The sequence below is a fragment of the Pseudomonas sp. S3_E10 genome (genome assembly GCF_054667615.1).
The window spans coordinates 2,189,733-2,210,796 of record NZ_CP162743.1; the positions used below are offsets into that span (position 1 = coordinate 2,189,733).

General features: G+C 61.4%; 20 protein-coding genes and 1 riboswitch. Of the genes, 6 read left to right on the forward strand and 14 right to left on the reverse strand.

Translation table 11 applies throughout. The features are described 5' to 3' along the window. Window positions 1-9: 9 nt before the first annotated feature. The 8 genes from AB4N98_RS09915 to AB4N98_RS09950 all read right to left on the reverse strand — a co-directional run bounded on the left by AB4N98_RS09915 (window position 10) and on the right by AB4N98_RS09950 (window position 6,779). The gene (locus AB4N98_RS09915; protein ID WP_065879447.1) at window positions 10-1,005 is read right to left on the reverse strand and encodes an esterase-like activity of phytase family protein; all 996 of its coding nucleotides are present in this window, start codon (window positions 1,003-1,005) and stop codon (window positions 10-12) included. Continuing rightward, window positions 1,005-2,909 carry a DNA topoisomerase IV subunit B gene (gene parE, locus AB4N98_RS09920; protein ID WP_065879448.1) on the reverse strand — a complete coding sequence of 635 codons (1,905 nt, stop codon included), beginning with the start codon at window positions 2,907-2,909 and terminating at the stop codon, window positions 1,005-1,007. Before parE ends, AB4N98_RS09915 begins: the two co-directional genes overlap by 1 nt. Before the next feature lie 54 nt (window positions 2,910-2,963). Then, window positions 2,964-3,572, reverse strand: a complete 609-nt coding sequence (locus AB4N98_RS09925; RefSeq protein ID WP_065879449.1) for a YqiA/YcfP family alpha/beta fold hydrolase — start codon at window positions 3,570-3,572, stop codon at window positions 2,964-2,966. A 130-nt stretch (window positions 3,573-3,702) separates the two neighbouring features. Continuing rightward, complete coding sequence (locus AB4N98_RS09930; protein ID WP_017526440.1) at window positions 3,703-4,107, reverse strand: hypothetical protein; 405 nt, start codon at window positions 4,105-4,107, stop codon at window positions 3,703-3,705. A gap of 15 nt (window positions 4,108-4,122) precedes the next feature. Beyond that, window positions 4,123-4,599 carry an ImmA/IrrE family metallo-endopeptidase gene (locus AB4N98_RS09935; protein ID WP_026067143.1) on the reverse strand — a complete coding sequence of 159 codons (477 nt, stop codon included), beginning with the start codon at window positions 4,597-4,599 and terminating at the stop codon, window positions 4,123-4,125. A 209-nt stretch (window positions 4,600-4,808) separates the two neighbouring features. Beyond that, window positions 4,809-5,624, reverse strand: a complete 816-nt coding sequence (cpdA, locus tag AB4N98_RS09940; protein ID WP_065879450.1) for a 3',5'-cyclic-AMP phosphodiesterase — start codon at window positions 5,622-5,624, stop codon at window positions 4,809-4,811. A 97-nt stretch (window positions 5,625-5,721) separates the two neighbouring features. Continuing rightward, window positions 5,722-6,171, reverse strand: a complete 450-nt coding sequence (locus tag AB4N98_RS09945; RefSeq protein WP_017526444.1) for a DUF1249 domain-containing protein — start codon at window positions 6,169-6,171, stop codon at window positions 5,722-5,724. Then, entirely contained in the window at window positions 6,162-6,779 is a 618-nt protein-coding gene (locus tag AB4N98_RS09950; protein WP_017526445.1) for an NUDIX domain-containing protein, read from the reverse strand. The genes AB4N98_RS09945 and AB4N98_RS09950 overlap by 10 nt, the downstream gene beginning before the upstream one ends. Before the next feature lie 192 nt (window positions 6,780-6,971). Between AB4N98_RS09950 and AB4N98_RS09955 the strand changes: the two genes are divergently transcribed. Beyond that, entirely contained in the window at window positions 6,972-7,709 is a 738-nt protein-coding gene (locus tag AB4N98_RS09955; RefSeq protein WP_017526447.1) for an RsiV family protein, read from the forward strand. Here the strand turns inward: AB4N98_RS09955 and cytX are convergent. Together cytX and thiC are read right to left on the reverse strand one after the other, a co-directional pair. Then, entirely contained in the window at window positions 7,678-8,967 is a 1,290-nt protein-coding gene (cytX, locus tag AB4N98_RS09960) for a putative hydroxymethylpyrimidine transporter CytX (RefSeq protein ID WP_065879451.1), read from the reverse strand. The genes AB4N98_RS09955 and cytX overlap by 32 nt on opposite strands. Window positions 8,968-9,059: 92 nt before the next feature. Next, window positions 9,060-10,949, reverse strand: a complete 1,890-nt coding sequence (thiC, locus tag AB4N98_RS09965) for a phosphomethylpyrimidine synthase ThiC (protein WP_068937579.1) — start codon at window positions 10,947-10,949, stop codon at window positions 9,060-9,062. Window positions 10,950-11,097: 148 nt separating this feature from the next. Beyond that, window positions 11,098-11,203: riboswitch (TPP riboswitch) on the reverse strand. Between the two features lie 192 nt (window positions 11,204-11,395). On the opposite strand from thiC, the gene AB4N98_RS09970 reads away from it, so the two are divergent. Beyond that, on the forward strand, window positions 11,396-12,835 hold the full coding sequence (locus AB4N98_RS09970) for a TolC family outer membrane protein (RefSeq protein ID WP_017526450.1): 1,440 nt from the start codon (window positions 11,396-11,398) through the stop codon (window positions 12,833-12,835). A gap of 56 nt (window positions 12,836-12,891) precedes the next feature. Here the strand turns inward: AB4N98_RS09970 and waaA are convergent, their stop codons facing one another. Both waaA and AB4N98_RS09980 read right to left on the reverse strand, forming a co-directional pair. Further along, window positions 12,892-14,169: a lipid IV(A) 3-deoxy-D-manno-octulosonic acid transferase gene (gene waaA, locus AB4N98_RS09975; RefSeq protein WP_460149403.1), complete on the reverse strand. Its 1,278-nt coding sequence runs from the start codon at window positions 14,167-14,169 to the stop codon at window positions 12,892-12,894. Between the two features lie 23 nt (window positions 14,170-14,192). Next, window positions 14,193-15,083 carry a LysR family transcriptional regulator gene (locus AB4N98_RS09980; protein WP_065879454.1) on the reverse strand — a complete coding sequence of 297 codons (891 nt, stop codon included), beginning with the start codon at window positions 15,081-15,083 and terminating at the stop codon, window positions 14,193-14,195. A gap of 103 nt (window positions 15,084-15,186) precedes the next feature. Here AB4N98_RS09980 and AB4N98_RS09985 point away from each other — a divergent pair, with 103 nt between their 5' ends. From AB4N98_RS09985 to AB4N98_RS10000, 4 genes are read left to right on the forward strand one after another with little or no spacing between them, the layout of a single operon-like run. Next, window positions 15,187-15,522 (forward strand): DMT family transporter, encoded by a 336-nt coding sequence (locus AB4N98_RS09985; RefSeq protein ID WP_068937577.1) that lies wholly within the window; start codon window positions 15,187-15,189, stop codon window positions 15,520-15,522. 55 nt (window positions 15,523-15,577) lie between these two features. Continuing rightward, the gene (locus AB4N98_RS09990) at window positions 15,578-16,753 is read left to right on the forward strand and encodes an NAD(P)/FAD-dependent oxidoreductase (RefSeq protein ID WP_135196333.1); all 1,176 of its coding nucleotides are present in this window, start codon (window positions 15,578-15,580) and stop codon (window positions 16,751-16,753) included. Further along, window positions 16,750-17,562, forward strand: coding sequence for an aldo/keto reductase (locus AB4N98_RS09995; protein ID WP_065879457.1), 813 nt, complete (start codon window positions 16,750-16,752; stop codon window positions 17,560-17,562). The genes AB4N98_RS09990 and AB4N98_RS09995 overlap by 4 nt, the downstream gene beginning before the upstream one ends. A gap of 41 nt (window positions 17,563-17,603) precedes the next feature. Beyond that, complete coding sequence (locus AB4N98_RS10000; RefSeq protein WP_017526456.1) at window positions 17,604-18,563, forward strand: hypothetical protein; 960 nt, start codon at window positions 17,604-17,606, stop codon at window positions 18,561-18,563. Between the two features lie 48 nt (window positions 18,564-18,611). On the opposite strand, the gene AB4N98_RS10005 is transcribed toward AB4N98_RS10000, so the two are convergent. Next, window positions 18,612-19,547 carry an NAD-dependent epimerase/dehydratase family protein gene (locus AB4N98_RS10005; RefSeq protein WP_017526457.1) on the reverse strand — a complete coding sequence of 312 codons (936 nt, stop codon included), beginning with the start codon at window positions 19,545-19,547 and terminating at the stop codon, window positions 18,612-18,614. Beyond that, complete coding sequence (gene hldE / locus AB4N98_RS10010; protein ID WP_017526458.1) at window positions 19,540-20,964, reverse strand: bifunctional D-glycero-beta-D-manno-heptose-7-phosphate kinase/D-glycero-beta-D-manno-heptose 1-phosphate adenylyltransferase HldE; 1,425 nt, start codon at window positions 20,962-20,964, stop codon at window positions 19,540-19,542. The genes AB4N98_RS10005 and hldE overlap by 8 nt, the downstream gene beginning before the upstream one ends. Window positions 20,965-21,064: the final 100 nt, after the last annotated feature.

The following is a 21,064-nucleotide window of genomic DNA, read 5'->3' on the forward strand; positions in this document are numbered from 1 at the left end:
TTTGATCATTCATGGCCGGGCACTCCAGCCACCGACCGGGGCGGCAAAACGATAGACCACCGGGCGTTTTTCACCATCGGCACGCGGGCCGAAGTTGTTGTCCAGGCCGATCCAGGCACCGTCATCATCAATTACCAGCGCCTCGGCCAAGCCATAGGGCTGGTCGTATTGGCGTTGCGGCGCAAGCATGTCTGCGGCAAATGACCAACACTGTTCAACTGCCGCTGTCAGCACATCGCGGCGGCACAACTGATATTGGCTGCTCTCAAGGGAAAACAACTTGCCCTTGAACCACACCACATCGGAGAAATTCCTGGAAACGGCCTTGGCCTTGGGCACCTGGGCGGGCTGCATCTGCGTGCCGGCCTCACTCAGTAATACGCACGGACCGTCACAATCCCACAGGCTTTGCGCACGCTTGATGGAGATAAGCCCGCGCCCCTCACGCTCTGCCGCCAGCCAGATCCGATTGCCCTCGGGGTTCACCGCCAGCCCTTCAAACAGCGCATTGAAGTGCAGCAACAGGCCACTGGCGCGGGCTTCACGCACCACGCTCGGCGCGATCTTCAACCACTCGGGCGCACCGGCAGCGGGCACTTGCAGCACGGCGGCATGGGCTTCACTGACGATGTATCGGTTACCGACGGCATCGCAACTGATGGCCTCGAAATCCAGGTCGCCACCGCGAATGAACGAGGCGGCCTTCGTGCGCGAACGCAACCCCCAAGGCAAACCGGAATCCGGCACCGGCGGCACGTCGATCTTCACCGCCGTGGCCTGCCAGGTCGGCATGCTGATATCCAAACGGTAGATCTGATCGTCATCGCGGTCGGAAACCGTCCACAGCTCATTGCCACACAGGGCCAGGCCCGACAGGTTGCCACCGCGCATGCCATCCACCGGGTGTTCGGACACCAGTTTGAGCTGCGCCCCGGGCGCCGCAACCCCCTGGGCGCTCGCCAAGCCGCTGAACAACAGGATCGCCAGGGCGAAACCTGTACGCATCAACCCAGCACCTCGGCCAGGTTGCCTTTGGACTCCAGCCAGGATTTACGGTCCGGCGCGCGTTTTTTCGCCAGCAGCATGTCCATCATTTCCGAGGTGGCGGCGAAATCGTCCAAGGTGAGTTGCACCAGGCGCCGGGTGTTCGGGTCCATGGTGGTTTCACGCAACTGCGGCGGGTTCATTTCACCCAGGCCTTTGAATCGCGTGACCTGTGGCTTACCGCGTTTCTTCTCGGCCACCAGGCGGTCGAGGATGCCATCGCGCTCGGCTTCGTCGAGGGCGTAGAAAATCTCTTTGCCCAGGTCGATGCGGTATAGCGGCGGCATGGCGACGTAGACGTGACCGGCATCTACCAGCGGGCGGAAGTGCTGCACGAACAGCGCGCACAACAAGGTGGCAATGTGCAGGCCGTCGGAGTCGGCGTCGGCGAGGATGCAGATCTTGCCGTAGCGCAGTTGGGTCATGTCTGCCGCGCCCGGGTCGACACCGATGGCCACGGCGATATTGTGTACTTCCTGGCTGGCCAGCACTTCGCTGCCATCGACTTCCCACGTGTTGAGGATCTTGCCGCGCAACGGCAGGATCGCCTGGAACTCTTTGTCCCGTGCTTGCTTGGCGGAACCGCCGGCGGAGTCACCTTCCACCAGGAACAGTTCGGAGCGCATCGGGTCTTGACCCGCGCAGTCAGCCAGCTTGCCAGGCAGTGCCGGGCCTTGGGTGATGCGCTTGCGCTCGACCTTCTTGCTGGCCTTGAGACGACGGCCGGCGTTGTTGATCGCCAGTTCGGCCAGGGCCAGGCCCAGTTCCGGGTGCTCGTTGAGCCACAGGCTGAACGCGTCCTTGACCACACCGGAGACAAACGCCGCCGCCTCGCGGGACGACAGGCGTTCTTTGGTCTGGCCGGAGAATTGCGGCTCCTGCATCTTCATCGACAGCACGAACGCGATGCGCTCCCACACGTCTTCCGGCGCCAGCTTCACACCGCGCGGCAGCAGGCTGCGGTATTCGCAGAACTCGCGCATGGCATCCAGCAGGCCCTGGCGCAAACCGTTGACGTGGGTGCCGCCCTGAGCGGTGGGGATCAGGTTGACGTAGCTTTCCTGCACGCTGTCGCCGCCCTCGGGCAACCACAGCAATGCCCAATCGACGGCCTCTTTGTTACCCGCCAGGCTGCCGCAGAACGGCTCGTTGGGCAGGCGTTCGAAGTCGCTGACGGAGTCTTCCAGATAGGAACGCAAACCGTCTTCGTAATGCCACTCGACCTTTTCGCCGGTGCCTTTGTCTTCAAAGGTAACCAAAAGGCCCGGGCACAACACCGCCTTGGCCTTGAGTACGTGCTTGAGGCGGCTGATGGAGAATTTCGGCGAATCGAAGTATTTAGGGTCCGGCGCGAAGTACACGCTGGTGCCGGTGTTGCGCTTGCCGACGGTGCCGATCACTTCAAGGTCGGTGGCTTTGTAGCCATCGGCAAAGGTCATCTGGTACTCGTTGCCGTCACGCTTGACCTTGACGCGGACCAGGGTCGACAAGGCGTTGACCACAGAAATACCCACGCCGTGCAAACCACCGGAGAACTGGTAGTTCTTATTGGAGAACTTGCCACCGGCGTGGAGCTTGGTGAGGATCAGCTCAACACCCGGCACACCCTCTTCCGGGTGAATGTCCACCGGCATGCCACGACCGTCGTCGGACACTTCCAGGGAGTGGTCAGCGTGGAGAATGACATGCACCGATTTGGCGTGCCCGGCCAAGGCTTCGTCGACGCTGTTGTCGATGACTTCCTGGGCGAGGTGATTCGGCCGACTGGTGTCGGTGTACATGCCGGGGCGTTTGCGCACCGGGTCGAGGCCCGAGAGGACTTCGATGGCGTCGGCGTTATAAGAGCTAGCGCTGGGAGTGGCCATGGGGTCTCGTCGTGAGTCGTTCGATTAAAAAATAACCTGCGGTTTCCAAGGCAATTACAGTGCCGAAAAATCGAAGGATTGATACTGATCCGCACCCACGCCGGCAAAACTCAAAAGCGCCGGCAATTGCTGGGCGAATCCTTGGTAGCCATGGTCGCCACCGGGCTGGATGCGCAAGGCACAGGCTCGGTAATACTGCTGGGCGAGGCGATAATCCAAGGTTTCATCGCCGGTTTGCAACCACACCTGATAACGTCCCGCATCCTGGGGCGCCGGTACTTCCAGCTCGGCCAGCGCCGTGACGTGGTCGTGGGTCAACTCCCAGGTTTCATCGGTGTAGAGGTTCTTCTGGGTGCCCAGGTAACCGTCGAACATGCGATGGGGACTCACCGCCGGGTTGACCAGCAGCGCCTTGAGGCCATGGCGTTCAGCAAGATGGGTTGCATAGTAGCCGCCGAGTGAGCTGCCGACCAGCAGTGGTCGACCCAGTTGCGCAATGGCCTCTTCCAACTGGGGAATCGCCTGACGGGGATGGTGATGCAAGGCTGGCACGCGCAATTGATCGGCCAGGCCAAGGGCGTCCATCACGCGGATCAACTGGCTGGCCTTGTTGGACGCCGGCGCACTGTTGAAGCCGTGGATGTACAGGATCGAAGCGGACATGCCGGGCTCTCCGTGCTTGCGCCAAAAGGGCGCAGTTTACAGGGAACCAGAGAATCTGAGCAGAGTTCGTCACAATGAGGTGCGGAATAAACATCGCGCCCGAGCGTCTCTCTAATTATTTATTTCAAGGCTATCCAGTCTTGGATTTGAGAAAATCCTTCAGCGCAGCGGCGAGCTCCTGAAAAATCGCAACAATATCGCTACCCAGGCCAGCAGGTTTATCCTCAACTTTGGCAGGCTCCGCAGCGAGCTTCATCATCAATAGAATCAAGGCTATCGGCATAATTGCCAATAACCACAAGAGCATGGGTGTAGTTTCCAGCTTGGCACCATGAATAAGCTTGAATGTGTAGACGACAAACGCTCCAAACACATAAACAGCCGCAACATAAATTGTAACGAAGATAATCCCTCGTTGGAGCCTACGAGTATCAGCCTCGTCGAGCTGGCTTCTATTGAAGCGCTCCGTGTCCGGAAGCTTAGGGATACTGCCTTCCGAATAGTCCACATCCTTTTGGAGATTCTGATCCTTCAAAACTCTACTCTCATTTCAGTAACGAATTAGTCCGAGGTTCATCAAGCGATAATGCATTGCCGCGCCTGACACATTTAGTATTGCCGCCATTTCCTCAACATCGTGTTTTTTTTCCTTGAAGACCAGCCACTCGACAACTTCTTTAGGCATCAACAACTCCGCCGCAAAACTATTTGCATCCCGCTCTCGGTAAAGATGTGTTCCCGAACTATAGTTTCTCGCATTATCCCTGAAGGAATGACCGTGCCTTAAAAACATATGCCCTAACTCATGAGCAATAGTAAAGCGCTGCCGAACAACCGCATCATCAGGATTGAAACGGATGGTTGGAATGTTATTCACAACGTCAAAGCAGCCACTCAGATCATGAGCGCTCATGCCGTAATCCGGTTCCACTGAAGCGCCCGCTGCACGTGCAATACGATAGGGATCAATAGGAAGTTGACGGTCCCAGTACCTATTTAGGACATCTTGAGCGGTGCGAACAGGCATGAGCGATCTCCTTGTCAGTACTGGTGGATAGATATCCTTCCGCCGAAGGAGGCAAAATTGTACAGAAAACTATCGATGGGTACAGATCTGCTGAATATATAGGCGCGTCTACGAAGAAAATCAAAACGCCCAGCGGGTTATCTGAGTCGAGTTGTAAATGACCGGAACCGTACTAAACATTCAGTGCTCGAGCCCAACGCGGAGGACGTTTAATAACCGTTGCTACCGTAATCCACCGTAAACGCGAAGCCGACCAGCCGCTCTACGCCAGTCTCCAACCGTCCGTCGGCATGCAAACGCAGCCAACGATACCCTGGCGCTTGCTCGCTGACCTTGAAGTCCTCGCTGCCCGGTGCGAACTGGATGCAGGTGGATGGCGACGCCAGCAGGCGCACGCCGTTGCGCTCACGGTCGATTTCCTGATGCACATGGCCCCAGAGTACTGCCTTGACCTGGGGGAAGCGGTCCAGCACGGCAAACAGTGCCTCGGGGTTGCGCAGGCCGATGGGCTCCATCCAGGCACAGCCGATGGGCACCGGATGATGGTGGAAACACACCAGGTGGTGACGGTTTGGCGCTTCGCTCAGGGCCTGAGCCAGTAGTTGCAGTTGTTGGTCTTGCAGGTAACCCGGCACGGAACCGGGTACGGCGGAGTCCAGCAGGATGACGCGCCAGTGGCCGATATCGACTACCGGCTCCAGAAAATCACTGTGCTCGGCGGCCCGGACCATGACTTGAGGCTCATCATGATTACCCGGAATCCAGCGCGCCGGGGCACCGATAGGCGCGGTCATCTGGCGAAACTGCTGGTACGACTCAAGCGTGCCGTCCTGGGACAGGTCCCCGGTGGCCAGCACCAGGTCGACCTGCGGCTGTTGCGCGCGCGCCAGCTCGATCACCCGTCGCAGGCTCTCACGGGTATTCATGCCCAGCAGCGTAACGTCGGCCTCGGCAAACAGATGGCTGTCGGACAGTTGCACCAGTAACGCCGAAGCGTCGGGGTTCACGGTGGATACGCTCGGCAAGGCGCTCTCCCAAGGCAATCACAGGAATGGACGTTTGGCGTGATTATGCTGGGGCAGGACGCAAAGAGGAAACCCAGGAACCAGATGCAGTTCACATCTACCGCACGACTTCGAACTCATGGCCCAGCGCCAGGCAGTGGCTCAGCCACTCACCGAGGAACACATTGAGCTGCGCTTTCTCATCGGGTTGGTGCATGAACACATTCGGGTAAGGATAGATGCTGCGAAAGCGCCGCGCGTGTTCGGCGCTGATCACTTCGGCCATACGGGCGTCGTGGTACACCTGCACTTCCAGTTGCGGCACCGGCAGCCACGGCAGGCTGTGCTCCTGGCGTACGCGCAGGGTGGTGGTGTACGGGCAGTTGACGATGACTTCAAGGGCCAGCACGCCCAGCATCTGGTCGCCGTGGGTCACGCCGATGCGACGCGCCTCGGGCGTGTGGCGCATGTCGGGCAGCAGGCGCATCAGCCGCGCATAGTTGGCCTCGCAGGCCGCTTGCAGCCCGATCAGGTCGACTCGATAACGTTCCCGTGCCTTTACTGCCATAACCCCCTCACTTCCGCGCGATTAAGCGCAAGCCATTGCAGGGCGATAATGCTGGCTGCGTTGGAAATCCTGCCGTCGCGCACGGCTTGCAGGGCGTCTTCGAATGCCCAGACCGTCACGCGGATGTCTTCTGCTTCTTCTTCCAGCCCATGCACGCCACCCGCTCCGGAGCTGTCGCAGCGCCCCAGGTATAGGTGCACAAATTCGGTACTGCCGCCGGGCGACGGAAAATACTTGGTGATCGGCCACAGCGCGGAGAAGGTCAGCCCAGCTTCCTCTTCGGCTTCGCGGTGTGCAACCTCCTCCGGTTCTTCATCCTTGTCGATCAGGCCGGCGACCATCTCGATCAGCCACGGGTTGTCGGCACGGCCCATGGCGCCCACGCGAAACTGCTCGATCAGCACCACTTCATCACGCTGCGGGTCATAGGGCAGTACACACACCGCGTCGTGACGGACAAAGACTTCGCGGTTGATCACGCGGCTCATGCCGCCGTCGAACTTCTCGTGGCGCAGTTGCACACGGTCAAGTTTATAGAAGCCCTTGTAGGCATTGTCGCGCTGCACGATTTCAATCGTGTTCGGCGTCGATTTTGCAAAGTCCGTCATATCCCTTCCTCGTTGTGCCTGGGCAATTCGCGCCATCCTAACGCGCTCGCGTCGGTTGGCGCAGCCCCTTTCCGGTTGCCGGGATAGACGGCGGGCCTCAAACTCACTCTAATCAGCTTAGTGGCGAACTGACTGCCTTGCCGGTAGTCGAAGCTGCACAATTTCGCTCTTATCGATAGACGAAGGACATCCATGTCGCTTTTAAAAATCGCCTCCGTGGCCTGCATCGCCTTGACCCTCGGCGCCTGCCAAAGCCTGTTCCAACCCAACTGGCGCACCCCGCTGGAAGCCACCCGAGACACCACCGAACAAACCCGGCCGGGCTGTGCCAGCGCCGATTGCGCGCTGGTGAATATCGACACCGTGCACTTTGCCAAGGAACCCAAGCTGGACGCGCTGATCGAACAGCGCCTGCTGGAGATGACCGGCGCCAACCCGCTGCCGACCAGCCTTGCGACCTATCGCGAGCAATTCCTGCAAACCGCCGCGCCGAACAACAGCATGTATTTGCAGGCCAAGGTACGTGAGCAGCATGACGGCTTGGTGATCATCGAGTTGTCCAGCTACCTGGACCAGGGCGCCACCCATGGCGAGCCGGGCCGCGCGTTCATCAACTATTCGCGTCAGCAGCAAAAAGCCCTGTCGCTCAGCGATATGCTGCTGCCCGGCAAGGAAGACGCGTTCTGGAAAGCCGCCCAGGTGGCGCACAACAGTTGGCTGATCAGCACCCGCCTGAGCCTGGAAGCGGAATTCGTCAAAAAATATCCCTTCCAGAAAACCCCAAACGTGGCGCTGACTTACGGTGGCGTGATCCTCAAATACCCCACCACCACCATCGCGCCCTATGCCCTGGGCCATGTCGAGTTGCAGATCCCCTACTCGCGCCTGGACGGCATCCTCAAGCCTGAGCTGGTGCCCGTACGCCGCTGAAAGCCCGACCAAGGATGAACTGCAACAGCCCTGCCAGCACCAGCGCCGGCAGGGTTGCGCCGACATCCGGATACAGGTTGGCCAGCAGATGATAAGTGCCGATGCCACCCAGCCAGGCCAACAGCGCTGGCCAACGCAGGCCGGCGACCACGCCCCGGCCACGACGGCGAAGCACGAAATGATCGACCAGCACCACGCCGAACAGCGGCGCGAACACCGAGCCGATCAGCAACAGGAAGTTCTGGTACTGCGCCAACGGAGCAAAACAGGCGATCAAGGTGCAGATGACGCCGATGGCCAACGCCAGATGCTCGACCTTCAAGCGCAATAGAATCCCGCTGGACACCGCAGCCGAGTGAATATCGGCGAAGGCGTTCTCCGACTCGTCCAACAGGATCAGCAACAGCGGAATCCCCAGGCCCGCGCCGGCCAGCGCCAACAGCAGCGCATTCACCTCGCCACTTGGCGCAAACGCCAGGGTGTAGGCCACGCCCAGGCTCATCAGCCAGAAATTACCGATAAAAAACCCCAGCGCAGTGCCGCCGAATACACTTTTGGCGCGTTTGCCGAAGCGTGAGTAGTCGGCAATCAGCGGCAACCACGACAGCGGCATGGCGATGGCAATGTCAAAGCCCACGGCAAACGGCATCGAACCATCACCCGCCTGGGCCCAGAGCGCCGCCAGGTCGGCCTTGGCAAACAGGTTCCAGGTCAGCCACAGGCACGCGGCGAGCAACAGCCAGATACCCCATTTGCGCAGGATCTGGCGCACAAAGGTCAATGGCCCGCTGACTGCCAGCAAGGTCGCCAACCCCCCGAAAAACAGGGTCCACAGCAACGGGCTGGCCCATAGACCACCCTCGCCGAACGCCCGCGCGCCCAAGAGGCTGGCCGCATCGCGCATCACGATGATTTCAAACGAACCCCAGCCGACCAGTTGCAGCAGGTTAAGCAGCGCGGGCAGGCTGGCCCCCTGGGTACCGAGGCTGAGCTTGAGCGCGGCCATGGCGGACAGGCCAGTGTCGCTGCCGATTACACCGACGGCGGCCAGCAACAGCACGCCCACCAGCGTGCCGAGGAAGATCGCCAGCAACGAGCCGAACAACCCCAGGCCCGGCGCGAGTAGGGCGCCGGTTTGCAGGACCATCAGGCCGATGCCGAGGGAGAACCATAGAGAGAACAGGTCGCGGGCGCCGAACACGCGTTTGTCGCTCGGCACTGCGATATCAGGGGAGTAGGTGCTGGGTTGAATGCTCAAGGGTGTTGTCTCTGAAGAACATTTGTTGTTTGGGAGATTGCTATCGGGGGCAAGCCCCCGATGAGGCCAGTACCAGCACCTCCAATCTTTGATCAGACCTTTTTGTACAACTGACTACCTTCCTGCTTGAACCGCTGCGCCTGCTCCGCCAAACCCTTGGCCACGTCCACGTCCACCGCATCAATGCGCTGGTTGGCGGCGTATTCCCGCACTTCCTGGGTGATTTTCATCGAGCAGAACTTCGGCCCGCACATCGAGCAGAAATGCGCGACCTTGGCCGAGTCTTTCGGCAGGGTTTCATCGTGATAGGAACGCGCGGTGTCCGGGTCCAGGCCGAGGTTGAACTGGTCCTCCCAGCGGAACTCGAAACGCGCCTTGCTCAAGGCGTTGTCGCGGATCTGCGCGCCTGGGTGGCCTTTGGCAAGGTCGGCGGCATGCGCGGCGATTTTGTAGGTGATGATCCCGGTCTTCACGTCATCCTTGTTCGGCAGGCCCAGGTGTTCCTTGGGCGTGACGTAGCAGAGCATGGCGCAGCCGAACCAGCCGATCATCGCCGCACCGATGCCGGAGGTGATGTGGTCGTAGCCGGGCGCGATGTCGGTGGTCAAAGGGCCAAGGGTGTAGAACGGCGCCTCGTCGCAGCATTCAAGCTGCTTGTCCATGTTCTCCTTGATCAACTGCATCGGCACGTGGCCCGGGCCTTCGATCATGGTTTGCACGTCGTGCTTCCAGGCGGTCTTGGTCAGCTCGCCGAGGGTTTCCAGCTCGCCGAATTGCGCGGCATCGTTGGCGTCGGCAATCGAGCCGGGGCGCAGGCCGTCGCCGAGGGAGAAGCTGACGTCATAGGCCTTCATGATTTCGCAGATTTCGTCGAAATGCGTGTAGGTGAAGTTCTCCTTGTGGTGCGCCAGGCACCACTTGGCCATGATCGAACCGCCACGGGAGACGATGCCGGTGACGCGCTTGGCGGTCAGCGGCACGTAGCGCAGCAGCACGCCGGCGTGGATGGTGAAATAGTCGACGCCCTGCTCGGCCTGTTCGATCAGGGTGTCGCGGAACAGCTCCCAGGTCAGGTCTTCGGCGGCACCGCCGACTTTTTCCAGGGCCTGGTAGATCGGCACGGTACCGATCGGCACCGGCGAGTTACGGATGATCCACTCGCGGGTTTCATGGATGTGCTTGCCGGTGGACAGGTCCATCACCGTGTCCGAACCCCAGCGAATGCCCCAGGTGAGTTTCGCCACTTCTTCTTCGATGGACGAACCCAGGGCGCTGTTGCCGATGTTGCCGTTGATCTTCACCAGGAAGTTACGGCCGATGATCATCGGCTCCAGTTCGGTGTGGTTGATGTTGGCCGGAATGATCGCACGGCCGCGGGCGATTTCTTCGCGCACGAATTCTGGCGTGATGATCTTCGGCACGCTGGCGCCGAAGCTGTGGCCGGCGTGTTGCTGGTCAAGCAGGCCGCTGGCGCGGGCCTCTTCGAGCTTCATGTTTTCGCGGATGGCGACGTATTCCATCTCGGCGGTGATGATGCCTTTGCGCGCGTAATGCATCTGAGTGACGTTGGCGCCGGCCTTGGCGCGGCGCGGGTTTTTCACATGGGCGAAACGCAGGGCGGTCAATTCGGCATCGCTCAGGCGTTGCTGGCCGAAGTGCGACGTGAGGCCAGGCAGGCGCTCGGTGTCGCCGCGCACTTCGATCCAGGGTGAGCGCACATCGGCCAGGCCTTTGCGCACGTCGATGATCACGTTGGGGTCGGTGTAGGGGCCAGAGGTGTCGTACACAGTGACGGGGGCGTTGATTTCACCGCCGAAATCGGTGGGGGTCACGTCCAGGCTGATTTCGCGCATCGGCACACGAATGTCCGGGCGAGTGCCCTGCACGTAGATTTTTTGCGAACGGGTAAACGGTTGCACGGAGCCGGAGTCGACCTTGGCCGATTCACTCAGGTGCACGGTATTTTTTTGTGTTGTCGTCATCACGGGCTCTCCAACTTATCCAGGCGGTGGATTTTTGTCGGAGCGAACCTGTGACGGATGGACGCACTGCAAGCAGTGCTGTGCTCAATACAGAGGACTGTTCGATTGTCGAACAGCATCCCGGACGAAGCACAAGAAGACTCGCCGGGTGACGAGAAATCTTGTTCCCTACGCAGGCGCTAACCTGATCAGGTTCAACGGGATCCGGTATTTACCGATCTCAGCCTTCCAACAAGGCACCCCGACAAGAACGCGGCCAGTCTAGACCATGGCGTGGGCAAATTGCCAATGGCGGTGCATTCAGCGTGATGAATGGCGTGATTGCAGATTGTTGAGCCGTGGAACCGCCACTACACTCGGCTACGGCTTAAGGCTTGACGCTCTGGAAGAGTCGCCGTAGCCTTGGCCGATAAATTATAGCCGTAATATTAATCAGGGATTGCCTCATGCTGCGCAAACTTTCACTGGCTGTTGCCGTGTCTTGTGCAACCAACACGATGGTCTGGGCAGTTGAAGCGCCCTTGTCCGCCAAAACCGACCTGGTCAGCGTGTATCAGGAAGCGGTGGATAACAACGCCGACCTGGCCGCCGCCCGCGCGCAGTACGGCGCACAAAAGGAAGTGATACCCCAGGCCCGTGCCGGGTTGCTGCCAAACCTGTCGGCCGGTGCCGATATCAACAATGTCCGCACCCAGATCGACACCCCCGCAGCCACCGCCAACCGGGATGCCCATTCGTGGCGCGCCACCCTGAGCCAGCCGCTGTTCCGCGCCGACCGCTGGTTCCAGTTGCAAGCCGCCGAAGCCGTCAACGAACAGGCCGCGCTGCAACTGTCGGCCACCGAACAGAACCTGATTCTGCAAAGCGCCGAAAACTACTTCGCCGTGCTGCGCGCCCAGGACAACCTGGCGTCCACCAAAGCCGAAGAAAATGCGTTCAAGCGCCAGTTGGACCAATCCAACGAGCGCTTCGATGTGGGCCTGTCGGACAAGACCGACGTGCTGCAATCCCAAGCCAGCTACGACACCGCCCGGGCCAACCGCATCCTCGCCCAGCGCCAGGTCGAAGACGCCTTTGAAGCACTGATCACGCTGACCAACCGCCAATACAACTCGATCCAGGGCATTGTCCATACGCTGCCGGTGTTGCCGCCGCTGCCCAACGACGCCAAGGCCTGGGTCGACACCGCCGGCCGCCAGAACCTGAACCTGCTCGCCAGCAATTACGCCGTCACCGCCGCCGAAGAAACCCTCAAGCAGCGCAAGGCCGGCCACGCCCCCACCCTGGACGCGGTGGCACAGTATGAAAAAGGTGATAACGACGCCCTCGGTTTCAGCAACCCGAACGCCTTCGGCACGCCGTACCGTGGCGACGTCGAGCAACGCACCATCGGGCTGCGCTTGAGTATCCCGCTGTACAGCGGCGGCCTGACCAGCTCACAAGTGCGTGAGTCCTACTCGCGCCTGGGCCAGACCGAGCAGCAGCGCGAAGGCCTGCGCCGCCAGGTCGTTGAAAACACCCGCAACCTGCACCGCGCGGTGAACACCGATGTGGAACAGGTACAGGCGCGCCGCCAGTCGATCATCTCCAACCAGAGCGCGGTGGAAGCCACGGAAATCGGTTACCAGGTGGGGACGCGCAATATCGTCGATGTGCTCGACTCCCAGCGCCAGCTGTACGCGTCGGTGCGCAATTACAACAACAGCCGCTACGACTACATCCTCGATAACCTGCGCTTGAAGCAGGCGGCGGGGACGTTGAACCCAGGTGACTTGCAGGACCTGGCGCGCTACCTCAAGGCCGACTACAACCCGGACAAGGATTTCCTGCCGCCGGACCTGGCCAAAGCCGCCGCCGAGCAGCTCAAGGCTCGCCCGGGCTACTGACCACAACACAAAACAAATGTGGGATGGGGCTTGCCCCCTCCCACATGTTGAACATGTCAGCGACTTAGCAGTCTGCCCAACCCATCCAGCAAACGCTTCAGCGCGCCCTGGTTCGCCTGCATCACCTTCAGCCCCGCCTGCGCCATCTTGCGCGCGTCCTGCGGCAGTTCGAACAACTGGCGCACGGCTTCAGCGAGTCCTTCAGCGTCATCAACCTCTCGCAGCGCTCCCGCTTCACGCAGCATTGCGGTGATTTCCAGGAAATTGAATACATGTGGCCCCATGATCACAGGCTTAGCCAGGGCCGCCGGCTCCAGCGGGTTGTGCCCGCCCGTCGCAACCAGGCTGCCGCCGACAAAAGCGCTGTCGGCCAAGGCGTATAGAAACAGCAGTTCGCCCATCGTATCGCCGAGCAACACCGCAGTGTTTGCGCTCACCGGCTCACCGGTGGAACGGCGCACCGTGGCAAAGCCTTGCTGCTCGCACAAGTCGAACATCGGGCCAAAGCGTTCCTGGTGACGCGGCACAAGAATCAACAGGGCATTCGGATAGCTGGCGAGCAATTGACGATGTGCCGCCAACACCACTTCATCTTCACCTTCGTGAGTACTGGCGGCGATCCACACCGGGCGCTCGCTGGCGCCCCATTGTTCACGCAGGGCGGCCGCACGCGCGAGCAACTGCGGGTCGATGGTCAGGTCGAACTTGATCGAGCCGGTGACTTCCACGGTTTCCGGCCGGGCCCCAAGGCTCAGGAAACGCTGGGCCTCGGCCTGCGTCTGCACGGCGAACCAACTCATTTGCGCCAGCATCGGCGCCGTCAGCCTGGCAAACCGCCCATACCCCTTGGCCGAACGCGCCGACAGCCGCGCATTGGCCAGCGCCACCGGAATACCGCGCATGGCGCAGGCATGGATGTGGTTGGGCCACAGTTCGGTTTCCATGATCACCACGAGCGTGGGCTGCACACGGTCGAGAAAACGCTTGGCGGCGCAGGGCAAGTCATAGGGCAAGTAGCAATGCTGAATGCGCGGCTCATTGGCGAACAACGCCTGGATCCGCTCGGAACCGGTGGGCGTCATGCAGGTGACGGTGATCGGCAGCTGTGGATAACGCGCCAGCAACCCACGGATCATCGGCGCCGCGGCAATGCTTTCGCCCACCGACACGGCATGCACCCAGATCCCGCCAGGCTGCATGGCCGGCAAGCCGTAGGAAAATCGCTCGCCCACGCGCCTGGCATAGGCCGGCGCCTTGCGCGCGCGCAGCCACAGACGTAAAGCCACCAACGGCAGCGCCAGGTAAAACAGACAGCTATAGAGAGTTCTATTCATGGCGGCGGAGTTTATCGGCTTTTTTAGTCAATGGCCCGCAGGCACTCGGCAAAACGTTGGGCGAGAAAGCGCGCGGCGGGGCCCAGGGGCTCGTCGCGGCGCCACACCAACTCAACAACCAGCGCGGGCGGGGTCCATTCGCTGTCGAGTTCGACCATATGAGTTTGATAGGCGGGGTATTGCACCACGTGCCTGGGCAACCAGGCCCAGCCCAGGCCACGGATCAACCATTCGGCCAGCACGTAGAAGCTGTCGGCGCGCCATACCTGCGGGCTGGCGGCTTCGCTGCCGGGGTACACGCTGGTCTGGGTCGACATCAGCAACTGCCGAAACTGCGCCAGACGCTGACAATCCACGCTGCTCTGCGCAGCCAAGGGGTGGTTGCGCCCGCAGACAGTGACCATCTCGACACTGCCCACCACCCGCCGCTCCAGCGCTTCAGGGATCTGGTCGTGATAGAACAGCATGCCCAGGTCAGCCTTGCGCTCCACCAGCTTGCGTGCGACATCGCCTTGTGCGGCGCTGGAAAGCTGCACCTCCAGGTTCGGAAATTTCCCGGCCAGGGCATCCAGGCTGTCCAGAACCGGCTGGTACAACATCGCCTCGTCCTGGGCCAGGCGCAGGCAGGCCTCTTCGCCGCGCATCAACGACAGCGCACGGCCATTGAGCCGCTCGCATTGGCGCAAGACCTCCCTGGCTTCTTCAAGCAATACCGCGCCGGCTTCGGTCAGACGGGGCTGACGGCCGCTGCTGCGTTCAAACAGGCTCACGCCCAAGTCGGCCTCCAGCAACGCAATCCCATTGCTCACCGCCGATTGAGCCTTGCGCTGCCCGCGCGCGACCGCCGAAAACGAACGTTGCTCGGCGACACTCACAAACAAGCGCATCTGTTCCAGATTCCACTGCACGCTCATGGCACAACCCATCTCTCAATCGGATAGGTAATGACTTTACCGCATCTGAGCAACCCCTAGAATAGCGGCCATATCAAAGCGCCCAACACTGAGGACCAACGCCATGAACATCGCTTACTACTACCTGGCCATTGCCATTTGCTCGGAAGTGATCGCCACTGTGTCGATGAAAGCCATCAAAGGTTTGAGCACGCCTATCCCGCTGTTGCTGGTGATCGTCGGCTACGGTGTGGCCTTCTGGATGCTGACCCTGGTCGTGCGCACCGTGCCGGTGGGCGTGGCCTACGCCGTGTGGGCCGGCATGGGTATCGTGATGGTCAGCATTGCGGCGTTGTTTATTTACGGGCAAAAGCTCGACCTGCCGGCAATGCTGGGCATGGGCCTGATTGTGCTGGGCGTGGTGGTCATCCAACTGTTCTCGAAAACCGCCGGGCACTGACCGTCACTCAACAGCCTGTATACTGCGCCTCTTGTCTTGAACACTGAGGTCGCCCATGCCATCCGTTATTTCCACCGACGTTCTGATTGTCGGCGCTGGGGTTGCCGGCCTTTGGCTGAACGCGCGCCTGCGCCGCCAGGGCTTTTCCACGGTGGTGGTTGAAAGCGCCACCTTGGGTGGCGGACAAAGCGTGAAGTCCCAGGGGATTATTCACGGCGGCGCGAAATACGCCCTGCACGGCGCCCTCACCGGCGCCTCCGAAGCCATTGCCGATATGCCGCGCCGCTGGCGCGAAGCCCTGGCCGGCACCGGCGAGCTGGACCTGTCCGGCGTGCGCGTGCTCTCCCAGGCTCATTACCTGTGGTCGCCTGGCACGCTCGCCGGCAACCTCACCAGCTTCTTCGCGAGCAAGGCCGTGCGCGGCCGAGTCGACCAGGTCAAGGGCGACGACTTGCCGCCGGCGCTGCAAGACCGCCGTTTCAAGGGCAAGGTGTATCGCCTGTCGGAGTTGGTGGTGGATGTGCCCAGCGTGATCAACCGCCTGGCGCAATTGGCCGGTGACGGTCTGCTCGCCGGGCAACACATCGAACCGCTGCGCGACGGCGAGACCCTGGTGGGCTTGAGGGTCGATGGCCGTGAGATCCGCGCCCAACGCATCGTGCTGAGCGCCGGCGGCGGTACCGCTGATTTACTCGCCGCCCTTGGCCTGAGCCAGCCGGCCATGCAAACCCGCCCATTGCACATGATCATCGCCAAAGGGCCGGGCCTGAAGCCGCTGTACGCGCATTGCCTGGGGGGCGGCACCAAGCCGCGCCTCACCGTCACCACTCACCCCGCGGCCGATGGCAACTGGGTGTGGTACATCGGCGGCGATATTGCCGAAGCCGACGGTGTGGCCCGTACCCCCGAAGAACAAATCGTCACCGCGCAAAAAGAACTGGCGCAACTGCTGCCGTGGATCGACATGAGCCACACCCAGTGGGCCACCCTGCGCGTCGAACGGGCCGAACCGCTGCAGTCGGGCCTGAGCCGCCCCGACAACGCCTTCGTGGCCGAAAACGACCGCCTGCTGGTCGGCTGGCCGACCAAACTGGCCCTGGCGCCGGACTTCGCCGACCGGGTGATCAACAGCCTCGAACGTGACGGCATCCGCCCAAGCGCATCGGCGCCGCTGCCCGACCTGCCAAAACCCAGCGTCGGCGTACCGGCCTGGGAGCATCTGTTGCCATGAGCCTGCCCACCCTGCACGACCTGCATCGCCCCCTGGGCAGCACCGGCCTGCTGGTATCGCCACTCGGCCTGGGCACCGTCAAGCTGGGCCGCGACCAAGGGGTGAAGTACCCCAACGGTTTCCAGATCCCGGATGACGACGAAGCGCGGATGTTGCTGCGCCAGGCACACCAACTGGGCATCAACCTGATCGACACCGCGCCCGCCTATGGGCGCAGCGAAGAACGCCTCGGGCCGCTGTTGCGTGGCCAGCGCAAAGACTGGGTAATCGTCAGCAAGGTCGGCGAAGAGTTCGACAACGGCGTGTCCCGCCACGATTTCAGCGCAGCCCATACGCGCCTGTCGATCGAGCGCAGTTTGAAACGCCTGGAAACGGATTTTATCGACCTGGTGCTCGTGCATTCCGACGGCAACGACCTGCACATCCTCAACGACTGCGAGGTTTACCAGACCCTGGCGCAGTTGAAACAAGAGGGCAAGATTCGTGGTTTCGGCTTCTCCGGCAAAACCGTCGAAGGCGGCGTTAAGGCTCTGGAACAGGGCGACTGCGCGATGGTCACCTACAATTTGAACGAACAGGCCGAGGAAGCCGTCATTGACTATGCGGCGGCCCACGGCAAGGGAATCCTGGTCAAAAAGGCGCTGGCCAGCGGCCATGCCTGCCTGGAGCCTGGAATGGATCCAATACACGCCAGTTTCATGCTGTTGTTTGCGCACACGGGCGTTGCCAGTGCTATTGTCGGGACCATCAACCCGCTGCACCTGGCCCATAACGTGGCAACCGCCGCCAAGGTCATTCGTCAACTCTGATGCCGCCGACGCGGCCGACCCCGTCGCACAAAGGAGCCGACATGCCGCGAACGCTCATTAGAAAAAACCCGAGCAACTTTAAAACACTGCCGCTGCACGTCGAAGCCACCCCCGAAGGCCTGAGCTACCAAAGCGTGGGCATGCCGCTCAATTTCGCCCAGACCCTGCAACGGCGCAAGCCGGTCGACGTGCCAGACGCCGAGCGCTTCGCCGTCGAACTGGCGAACCTCGGCGTGTCGGTGCGACTGACCCTGCATTGGCAAAATCGCGATTATTGGGTGCTGGTGCGCCAACGCCGCCAAGACCGTGGCGATGTGGTGCTCAAGCTGATCTCCGGCTACGTCCCGGCCCATGAACTGAACCTGCCGCTGCACACGGCCATCCAGGAAATTGCCGAGGAGTGCCTGCTGGAAACACCTGAAGGCTGGCTCGGCGGGCGCTTCAATGACACGTGGCTACCCGCGCCCTACTCCGCCGCGCTGCATTACCGCGAAGCGCTGCCCTTTCGCTTGAGCCCGCTGTCTGGCGCCGCCCGCCCGGTGCGTTGCGCAACCACCCAACTGATTGAACGTCCTCGGGCCTATGTGCATTTGCCCACGGCGTCGCTGCAACTGATTTACGACCTGCGCCTGGAAGTGCCGAAGGAAGCCAAGTCCCTGAGCCTGTTCCATGTGGATGAGCGCTTGGAGGGCGACCAATTGGTCGCACGCCTTGATCGCAAGCGGCCGGATTTGTACCTGATGCCGCTCAAAGATGGCCAGCCGCTTCCGGAGCTTTATACCGTCAAGAAAGACCAGTTGTACCCGGCCAGTACACGGGGTTTGTACCTGGCAGAAAGTTTCGCCCGGCAAGAGGGATGGCTGGTGCGTGAAGAACGCATTCGCTGGAAAGATTGGCTGAGGCAGCAAGGCCTGGCGGAGCCGGAGAAAGAATCGAAGTTGAAGGGATTGGCGCGGCGCGTGCTGCGTAAGATCGTGCCGAAGAAAAAGGCCAAAGGCTAAATACTCACATGTGGCAGGGGTTGCCCCCCTGCCACATTGAGATCGCGGTTAGCCGTTAAGCAGGCGCTGCAGCCCCACCTTTAACGGTGTTGGCTGCGGCAATGTGAAGTTGGCCAGCAACCGCTGGTTATTCGCCCGCGAATGCCGAATGTCCCCCGAACGCGCAGGCCCGTAGGTCACGGCAGGCAGCGAGCCCACCGCTTCTTCCAATGCCTGCAGCACTTGCTTGAGCGTGGTGGTGCGGTTCCAGCCTACGTTGATCGCGCCCAACGGCGCGTCCGGCGCTTCGATGGCCTGCACCAGTACGTCCACCAGGTCTTCCACGTACATGAAGTCACGGGTCTGCTCGCCATCGCCAAACACGGCAATCGGCAAGCCCTGCTGGGCACGTTCGCTGAAGATACTAATCACGCCGGAGTACGGCGAGGACGGGTCCTGGCGCGGCCCGAAGATATTGAAGAAGCGGAAAATCACCGGCTCCAGACCATGCTGGCGACGGTAGAAATCGAAGTAGTGCTCGCCGGCCAGCTTGTCCACGGCATAGGGCGTCAACGGTGCCTTGGTGGTCTCTTCATTGATTGAAGCACCTTCGCCGTTATTGCCGTACACCGCAGCGCTGGAGGCATACACCACGCGCTTGACGCCCGCTTTGCGCATGGCTTCGCAGACGTTCAAGGTGCCGACGAAATTGCTTTGGTGCGTGCTGACCGGGTCATCCACCGAAGCCTGTACCGACGCCACCGCCGCCAGGTGCACCACCGCCATCGCGCCGACAGCGGCGCGCGCCATCAGCTCGGCATCGGCCACATCACCTTCGATCAGCTCGACACGCGGGTTGTCCAACGCCAGATTGCCGCGCTTGCCCGTGGACAGGTTGTCCAGCACACGCACGGCGTAGCCCTTGGCAAGCAGCGCATCGACCAGGTGCGAGCCAATAAAGCCCGCGCCGCCGGTAATCAGAACCCGTGGATCAGCCTTAGTCATTGCTGCGGATCTTCTCGACAATCGCCGTGGTCGAGCTGTTCTCAACCAGGCCCAGCACTTTGACCGTACCACCGTAGGCGCTGACGATATCGGCGCCGACCACCTGGTCGACGGAGTAGTCGCCGCCCTTGACCAGCACGTCGGGCTTGACCTGGGCCAGCAGGTTTTCCGGGGTCGCTTCAGGGAAGCTGATCACCCAGTCCACCGCGCCCAGCCCGGCCAGCACGGCCATGCGTCGGTCGACACTGTTGATCGGACGGCCCGGACCTTTCAAGCGGCTGACCGAAGCGTCGTCGTTGACCGCGACGATCAGGCGATCGCCTTGGGCACGCGCCTGCTCAAGGTAGGTCACGTGGCCTGCGTGCAGGATGTCGAAGCAGCCATTGGTGAACACAATGCTTTCGTTATGCGCACGCGCATCGTCAATCGCCAGCAGCAATTGCTCGATGGTCAACACACCGCGCTCCGAACCCTCGGAACGCTGGATAGCGCGGCGCAGCTCAGGCGCGCTGATGGCAGCAGTACCCAGTTTGCCGACCACGATGCCCGCCGCCAGGTTGGCCAGGGCCACGGCGTGGGGCAGTTCTTCGCCGGCCGCGATGGACGCGGCCAGGGTGGAAATCACCGTGTCACCGGCACCGGTGACGTCGAACACTTCACGCGCCCGCGCCGGCAGGTGCATGGCCGGGTGGCCGGGGCGCAGCAGGGTCATGCCGTGCTCGCCACGGGTCACCAGCAAGGCCCCCAGGTCGAGATCGGCCATCAGCGCGGCGCCTTTGCTCACCAGTTCGTGCTCATCGGCGCAACCGCCGACGATGGCTTCGAACTCGCTGAGGTTTGGCGTGATCAGGCTGGCGCCTCGATAAATCGAGAAGTCCTTGCCCTTGGGATCGGCCAATACCGGAATGCCCTTGGCCTTGGCGGCCTGGATCAACGCCTGGTGGTTCTTCAACGCGCCTTTGCCGTAGTCGGACAGCACCAGCACCTTGATGCCTTCGAGCAGTTCGTCGACTTGGCCGCTGAGGGCCAATGCGTCGGTGGCGAAGGGTTCTTCGAAATCGATACGCAGCAATTGCTGGTGACGGCTCATGACCCGCAGCTTGACGATGGTCGGCTGATGGGCGATGCGCTGGAACAGCGCACGCACGCCAGCACCGCGCAGGCTGTTGGCCAGGCTGTCGGCGGCTTCGTCGTCGCCGGTCACTCCCACCAGGGAGGCCGGGGCGCCGAGGGCGGCAATATTGAGGGCAACGTTGGCAGCGCCACCTGGACGGTCTTCGATTTGCTCGACCTTGACTACCGGTACCGGTGCCTCAGGGGAAATCCGTGAGGTACCACCATGCCAGTAACGGTCGAGCATGACATCGCCGACCACCAAGACAGGGGCTTGATCGAATCGCGGCATGGACAACTTCATGGAGCAACCCACATACAAAATGAACAGGGGCGCGATATTAGCACAGGGTTACAGAAGGCTTGTGGGGGGTGTGAAGAAGATGTTGCAGGAGCCACAGGTG

Excerpts from the sequence above, each read along its gene's own strand:
- hldE (WP_017526458.1), bottom strand. The coding sequence starts at position 20,964 with ATGAAGTTGTCCATGCCGCGATTCGATCAAGCCCCTGTCTTGGTGGTC.
- AB4N98_RS10000 (WP_017526456.1), top strand. The coding sequence starts at position 17,604 with ATGCCGCGAACGCTCATTAGAAAAAACCCGAGCAACTTTAAAACACTG.
- AB4N98_RS09950 (WP_017526445.1), bottom strand. The coding sequence starts at position 6,779 with ATGACGGACTTTGCAAAATCGACGCCGAACACGATTGAAATCGTGCAG.
- AB4N98_RS09915 (WP_065879447.1), bottom strand. The coding sequence starts at position 1,005 with ATGCGTACAGGTTTCGCCCTGGCGATCCTGTTGTTCAGCGGCTTGGCG.
- AB4N98_RS09995 (WP_065879457.1), top strand. The coding sequence starts at position 16,750 with ATGAGCCTGCCCACCCTGCACGACCTGCATCGCCCCCTGGGCAGCACC.
- AB4N98_RS09945 (WP_017526444.1), bottom strand. The coding sequence starts at position 6,171 with ATGGCAGTAAAGGCACGGGAACGTTATCGAGTCGACCTGATCGGGCTG.
- AB4N98_RS09985 (WP_068937577.1), top strand. The coding sequence starts at position 15,187 with ATGAACATCGCTTACTACTACCTGGCCATTGCCATTTGCTCGGAAGTG.
- AB4N98_RS10005 (WP_017526457.1), bottom strand. The coding sequence starts at position 19,547 with ATGACTAAGGCTGATCCACGGGTTCTGATTACCGGCGGCGCGGGCTTT.
- AB4N98_RS09970 (WP_017526450.1), top strand. The coding sequence starts at position 11,396 with ATGCTGCGCAAACTTTCACTGGCTGTTGCCGTGTCTTGTGCAACCAAC.
- AB4N98_RS09955 (WP_017526447.1), top strand. The coding sequence starts at position 6,972 with ATGTCGCTTTTAAAAATCGCCTCCGTGGCCTGCATCGCCTTGACCCTC.
- thiC (WP_068937579.1), bottom strand. The coding sequence starts at position 10,949 with ATGACGACAACACAAAAAAATACCGTGCACCTGAGTGAATCGGCCAAG.
- AB4N98_RS09935 (WP_026067143.1), bottom strand. The coding sequence starts at position 4,599 with ATGCCTGTTCGCACCGCTCAAGATGTCCTAAATAGGTACTGGGACCGT.
- parE (WP_065879448.1), bottom strand. The coding sequence starts at position 2,909 with ATGGCCACTCCCAGCGCTAGCTCTTATAACGCCGACGCCATCGAAGTC.
- AB4N98_RS09980 (WP_065879454.1), bottom strand. The coding sequence starts at position 15,083 with ATGAGCGTGCAGTGGAATCTGGAACAGATGCGCTTGTTTGTGAGTGTC.
- AB4N98_RS09925 (WP_065879449.1), bottom strand. The coding sequence starts at position 3,572 with ATGTCCGCTTCGATCCTGTACATCCACGGCTTCAACAGTGCGCCGGCG.
- AB4N98_RS09990 (WP_135196333.1), top strand. The coding sequence starts at position 15,578 with ATGCCATCCGTTATTTCCACCGACGTTCTGATTGTCGGCGCTGGGGTT.
- waaA (WP_460149403.1), bottom strand. The coding sequence starts at position 14,169 with ATGAATAGAACTCTCTATAGCTGTCTGTTTTACCTGGCGCTGCCGTTG.